The 5,847-nt window shown below is 52.6% G+C and carries 4 protein-coding genes; all 4 read left to right on the top strand.

Annotated features, from left to right (window positions below):
- Positions 1-437 precede the first annotated feature (437 nt).
- The 4 genes from infC (at position 438) to AC0QH1_RS21460 (ending at position 5,799) form a co-directional block, all read left to right on the top strand.
- Positions 438-974, top strand: a complete 537-nt coding sequence (gene infC / locus AC0QH1_RS21445) for a translation initiation factor IF-3 (RefSeq protein WP_324633362.1) — start codon at positions 438-440, stop codon at positions 972-974.
- 784 nt (positions 975-1,758) lie between these two features.
- Complete coding sequence (locus tag AC0QH1_RS21450; protein WP_324633359.1) at positions 1,759-4,800, top strand: HEAT repeat domain-containing protein; 3,042 nt, start codon at positions 1,759-1,761, stop codon at positions 4,798-4,800.
- 23 nt (positions 4,801-4,823) lie between these two features.
- Positions 4,824-5,306: a Crp/Fnr family transcriptional regulator gene (locus AC0QH1_RS21455; RefSeq protein ID WP_324633360.1), complete on the top strand. Its 483-nt coding sequence runs from the start codon at positions 4,824-4,826 to the stop codon at positions 5,304-5,306.
- A 139-nt stretch (positions 5,307-5,445) separates the two neighbouring features.
- Positions 5,446-5,799: a hypothetical protein gene (locus AC0QH1_RS21460; protein ID WP_324633361.1), complete on the top strand. Its 354-nt coding sequence runs from the start codon at positions 5,446-5,448 to the stop codon at positions 5,797-5,799.
- The last annotated feature ends 48 nt before the right edge of the window (positions 5,800-5,847 follow it).

Below are 5,847 nucleotides of genomic sequence, written 5' to 3' on the forward strand. Positions count from 1 at the left end.
GGACTATTTGTTGGCTTCCTTGGGTGGAAGCACTGCGCGATTGCAGGACACAACGTTTTTGGTGGTCGTAGGGACACACAACTTTTCAAGGAAAAGGATTATCTCCATGATTCGAGATTAATAAAATGGTTGAAAGGCGGTTAAAACCGCCGTTCGCCCTTCCTCCCCGAACTAAAGTTACGGGGATTCCAGGTTCTCGATTGCTTCTCGTTTGAAGTATTCCAAGAGACAAGACACTGCGATCGCTGCGGTGCCAAATCGGTTCCCCCTCTGGGGCTTTCGCCGAAATTTGGGCACCGGGAATGGATGCACCAATTTTAGCAGTGGCATTGCCCCCAAATCGGCAGCAGCCTTGAGTGAAATCGGGCATCCTTGCAGCGCATCTTCTGTAGCAAAAGCAAATTTACCCAATTAACGAACAGCTTCCACCAATATCTATAACGCCTGTGATTGAAAAGAGACGCTCTCGCGACCTACCTCAAATTAACGAAAGAATTCGTTTCCCCAAGATTCGAGCCATTGACACCGACGGCAACCAACTGGGCATTATATCGCCTAGCGAGGCCCTGCGAATGGCTGAGGAAAAAGACCTGGATTTAGTCTTAGTCAGCGACAAGGCCGATCCCCCGGTTTGCCGAATCATGGATTATGGAAAATATAAATTCGAGCAAGAGAAAAAAGTCCGGGAGGCGAAGAAAAAGCAGCATACCTCTGAGGTCAAAGAAGTGAAAATGCGCTACAAAATTGAAGACCACGATTATAACGTGCGTCTCAAACAAGCGCAGCGCTTCCTGAAATCGGGGGATAAAGTAAAAGCGACAATTATGTTCCGAGGTCGCGAAATTCAACATACAGATTTAGCAGAAGAGTTGCTGAGGCGAATGGCAGGCGATTTGGATGAAATTGCCGAAATTCAGCAAAATCCGAAGAAAGAAGGGCGCAGCATGACGATGTTGCTGTCTCCCAAGAAGTAGGATCCACCGCCGAGGCGATGAGAAAGAGTTTATCGCCCCTAAACGGGTATCTCGAAAGGCGGAGGCGCGATCGCCTCCGGTTTGAGGGGAGTTTAGGCCGGGGGGATGGTAAAACTCAGGTGCAGGCGCAACCCAGCCAGCGCCCGGGGAGAAGAACTCTCCACAAGGAGGCAGGTGGGTTTGTGCTTCAGAGCATGATTCTTCGTCAATAAGACTTTTTAAAAGCTAGTCGCGATCGCGGCTAGCTTTTTCCCTATTTTCCTATTTCCCCATCGCGATCGCCCCGCCACCGGATTCGCAAAAATTCCCCCAGGGGGACTTGACAAAAAAGATAAATTGTGTTAATGAAAGAGCCAGATCCAGAGAGAGGCGATCGCTACAGGTGTGGTTGCGCTATCCCACCGCAAGGGTCAGAACCACAGCATCCTCTCCCCGGGTAGAGCAACTGAAAACACCTCTGGGAACTCGCCTCCCATAGCCCGCACCAGTGGCGGTTGCAAAGAAAAAGAGGTTATGGTATTGAGGAAGAACGCATGTCCTCGTCCGGCGTGGGCAGAAAATCGCCTAAGATAGAGGGTAAACTCCACCACAGAAACTCAATCACTGGAATGGAGGTTGCAGCCAGGGAAACAGGGCACGCAAAACAGAGATTTATTTAGGGGAAATCTGATGAAAAACGATTTACAAAGCCGGAACCGCCACTGAGTGCGTCCTGGGCACCAGAAACCCAATTTAATCGGCACAAAAACAGGGATAATCTACATTCACAGGAAATCAACGCTGCATGGAACTTAAAGATCGGCGGTTTGCGAAAAGTGGATTCGCTCAGGCATTGCTACAGTGGTTAAACCTTCGTCCGGAAGAAGCAGAGCGAACGTGGTTGATGTTCGCCTTTTACACCGCCACATCCGTAGGACTGCTTTGGCTCGAAGCGAGCACCGTAGGCTTGTTCTTAGATGAATACGGCGCAGACTCCTTGCCCTGGATTTATGTGGCGGGTGCGGGAATCGGCTCATTTCTGGGAGTCATCTACTCTTGGATGCAAAAATTCCTGCCCCTGCGCCGAGTGATCGTGGCGATCGCCATCCTCATGGCACTCCCCTTGCTGTTGTTTCGCCTCGGATTAGAAATCGTCATCATTGCCAGCATCACCATTTTCGTGATGCGGTTGTGGCTCGAAGCGATCTACGTCCTCAACGACCTCAACACCTCCATCACCGCCAACCAACTGTTTAACATTCGCGAAATTAAGCGCACCTACCCGATCGTCAGCAGTGGGATTTTACTTGCAGATGTACTCAGTGGATTTTCCCTGCCCCCCCTGCTACAGTTTGTCGGCTTGAGAAACGTTCTGCTGGTCTCTTGCTTGCTCATGCTCCTGGGTGCCGCAATTCTGTTGTACTTGAGCCAGACCTATCATCAAGCCTTTCCCGACACAGTGCGATCGAGCGAAATCGACAGCGAACATGATTTCACCAATCGAAGACTCGGCGGCCCGTTGAAAGGCTACGTCATTCCCCTATTTACATTTTTTATTTTTACCGAAGCCGTTTATATCATCGTTGACTTTTTATTTTTGAGCGAACTGGAACAACAAAATCCCGCCGGACAAGATCTCGCGATCGGGATTGCCAGTTTCCTCGGAGTATTCAACGGCATATTGGGCATCTTTGAACTGGTGATGCAGTGGTTTATCTCCAGTCGGATGGTGGAAAAATTCGGGGTGTTTTTTGCCGCCAGTCTGTTACCCACCGGATTGGTGATGCTTGGCGGATTTTCTTTAACTCCCGGCGTGCCGTTCTTTTGGGGGTTGGTCAGCCTCAAATTTATCGAAGAACTGCTGAAATATACCGTCATTGAAGGCACCGGGCCGGTGTTATTTCAACCCCTGCCCGACAGCATTCGCAGCAACATTCAATCGATGGTAAATGGGGTTGCCGAACCCTTAGCGATCAGCGCAACGGGGGTCGGGATTTTAGCCACCATCTGGTTCACCCACTTGCTGTTTCCCAACGCCAGCGATACCGCGCAAGTCGAACTCCAGGGAGTCATATTCTTAGGGTCGATCGTGTTGATGGCCTTAGCCTGGTTGTTCGTGATTTGGTTGCTGCGATCGCGCTATGTGGGTTTGCTGGTCTCGAGCGCGGAACGGGGTCGTCTGGGCGTCTCCGATGTGGATTTGCGAACCTTGAAGCGCACCGTGATGGAAACCCTAGAAAACAAAGGCAGCGATGAGGATAAACGCTCTTGCATCGAACTGCTCAATCAAATCGACCCCGAACATGTGGGCGAGGCCCTCGCACCCCTGTTGGCGCATCTCTCCCCCCCCTTGCAGCGCCAAAGTTTGGAGGTCATGCTTCAGCATCCCTCGGTGGCATATATTTCCCACGTGCGCGCACTCCTGAGTCAAACCATAACCCCAGAAGTCTTCGCCTTAGCCCTGCGCTATATCTGGCTGACCGAACCGGATCTCGATATCGAGCAACTGCGCCCTTATCTGCGAGCCGAAGTGGATCCGGTGGTGCGGGGCACTGCTGCCGCTTTAATCATGCGTCGCGGAAATCGCGAGCAAAAAGCAGAAGCCACCAACGCCCTGCGCCACATGCTCACCCACAAGCAAGAACGGGAACGAGTGATGGGCTGTCGCGCCCTGGGCGAAGCCGAGTATTTGCAAGGGTTGCGACTGTTTATCCCCAATCTGCTTCAGGATGAGTCGTTGCGGGTGCGCTGCGCTCTTCTGGAGGTGATTGCTTCGACCCATTTAGAAGAATATTACCCCTCCCTCCTGCGCGGACTCTACTATAAATCCACTCGCGAGGCAGCCATGCGCGCCTTAGTGCGCTTGAATAACGAGGTCCTCGATCGCGTGGTGGAACTGGCAGAAGATATCCATAAACCAGATTTGGTGCGGATGCAAGCTTGGATGGCGATCGGTCAGATGGGAACTCGCGAATCCCTCGATACTTTGGTCGATCGCCTGATGACCGGCTGGGGCATCACCCGCCGCAATATCCTCCGCATCCTGCTGAAAATGCCCGGAGAAGTGGGGATAGAAGGGGTCTTAGACCGCATGGGCCGCAGCGGGGTGGAAATTTTAATCGACCAAGAACTAATGCTGATGGGCCAAATTTATCAAGCACTGATCGAACTCAATGCAGACCGGGTTCTCGGACGAGAAGCCAATCTCCTGCGCCGCGCCCTACGCGATTCGATCGCCGATTCGGTTGACCGCTTATTTCTGCTGATGAAGTTTCTTTATCCCCTCGGATCGATTCAAGCGGCTGCTTTTAATCTCAAGTCGGGGGTGCGGACAAATATGGCCCGGGGATTAGAAATTTTGGACAATACTCTCGATATTCCGAGCAAGCAAATTCTGCTCAACGTTCTCGATCGTCGCTCCGATGAGGAAAAATTGCAAAGCTTATCGGAACTGGTGGCGATCGAATCCCTCTCCCAAGAGCGTCGTCTCCGCCGTCTGCTCGACTTACGCCACTTTATCTCCGATTGGGCATTAGCTTGCTGCTTTCATTTAGCACTCGCGGAACGCTGGAGTCTGAGTGCGGAACAAACTTTGGCTTGTTTGGGCCATCCGAAAGGTTTTGTGCGCGAAGCTGTGCTAGCCTACCTGAGAGTAGCCTCTCCCCGCGCCCTCCTCGAACTGTTGCCGAGGATGAAAAATGACCGGGACCGCCTCGTCGCCGCACAAGTTAAGGAGATGATGGCCCAGTTGGGAATTAGCGATTCTTCCCCCCATACCCCAACCGCAACCGGAGGCTCTCAGGGGTTTCCCAATTATCCCGGTATCGCAGGTTTGGAAGCAACCTAACGACTTAACTTTTTATTTTCGCAATGCTGACCAGTGTTGACCGCTTACTATTTGTCAGGGGCGTTCCGATTTTTAAGGAACTGCGGGATGATTTTCTCGTTCGCCTCGCTTCGGTGATGGATGAACTTTCTTTCCCCGCAAAGCATACTATTTTTACGGAAGGTCAGGAAGGGCGATCGCTCTATATTGTCGTCTCGGGCCAAGTCCGCGTCCATATCGGCAATCGGGATCTCGCTCAACTCGACAAGGGTGCTTGCTTTGGTGAAATGTCTCTGTTCGACGCCGAACCCCGTTCGGCTTCGGTCTCGACTCTCGAACCCTGCGAGTGTCTGGTTTTGACTCAGCAACAACTCTATGACGCGATCGATGAAACCCCCGGCATTGCAATCAATATCATCCGCTTGCTCTCGCGCCGCATCCGCGAACTCAACCGCATTAATTCTCAAGCGGCGGCACAGCAGCAATCAAATGAGTTACGCAACGCTGATAGCAATGCGGTGGGATAGCACGAATCCATCGGCGATCGCTGTGCAAACCCCTCGGCAAGATCTGCTACCCTGACCCTCTCCTCTTGTCATCGCCGATATGCCTTTAAAGGAGATAAATTGGTAGCGATATGACTCGACTCGTCAAGCTTGCCGATTTATGAATCGAAATCCATTTCCACTCATTGTGGTGGGCATCCTCGCCGTGGCGGCGGCGATCGCTGGCGCTTATGTGGCGTTTCGCTCCCCACCTTCTACTTCCCCAGTGACGGAGAATCTCCCCCCACCAGAGGTCCCTACCGCCGAACCGTCCCCAACCCCTACATCCCCTCCCCCTAAGTCCCCAACACCGCGATCGCAACCTATGCAAGTCCCTAGCCCCTCCCCTGACGCTTCTCCCTCACCCACTGAAAATGTCGAACCGGTTGTGGTCACTCCTCCCCCACCGGACAATTGCGAGGTGAATACCGCGATCGTCTCTGACCGTGACGTACTCCCGACGCCGACCGCTTAGGCGGTACGGCGCGGGCTTCTGCGCCCAGACCTTTGAGATCTGGGTTTC

Source organism: Phormidium sp. CCY1219, from assembly GCF_055795085.1.

What these genes read in the sequence shown, in the direction of transcription:
- AC0QH1_RS21450 (WP_324633359.1), top strand. Translation starts at nt 1,759, where the DNA reads ATGGAACTTAAAGATCGGCGGTTTGCGAAAAGTGGATTCGCTCAGGCA.
- AC0QH1_RS21455 (WP_324633360.1), top strand. Translation starts at nt 4,824, where the DNA reads ATGCTGACCAGTGTTGACCGCTTACTATTTGTCAGGGGCGTTCCGATT.
- AC0QH1_RS21460 (WP_324633361.1), top strand. Translation starts at nt 5,446, where the DNA reads ATGAATCGAAATCCATTTCCACTCATTGTGGTGGGCATCCTCGCCGTG.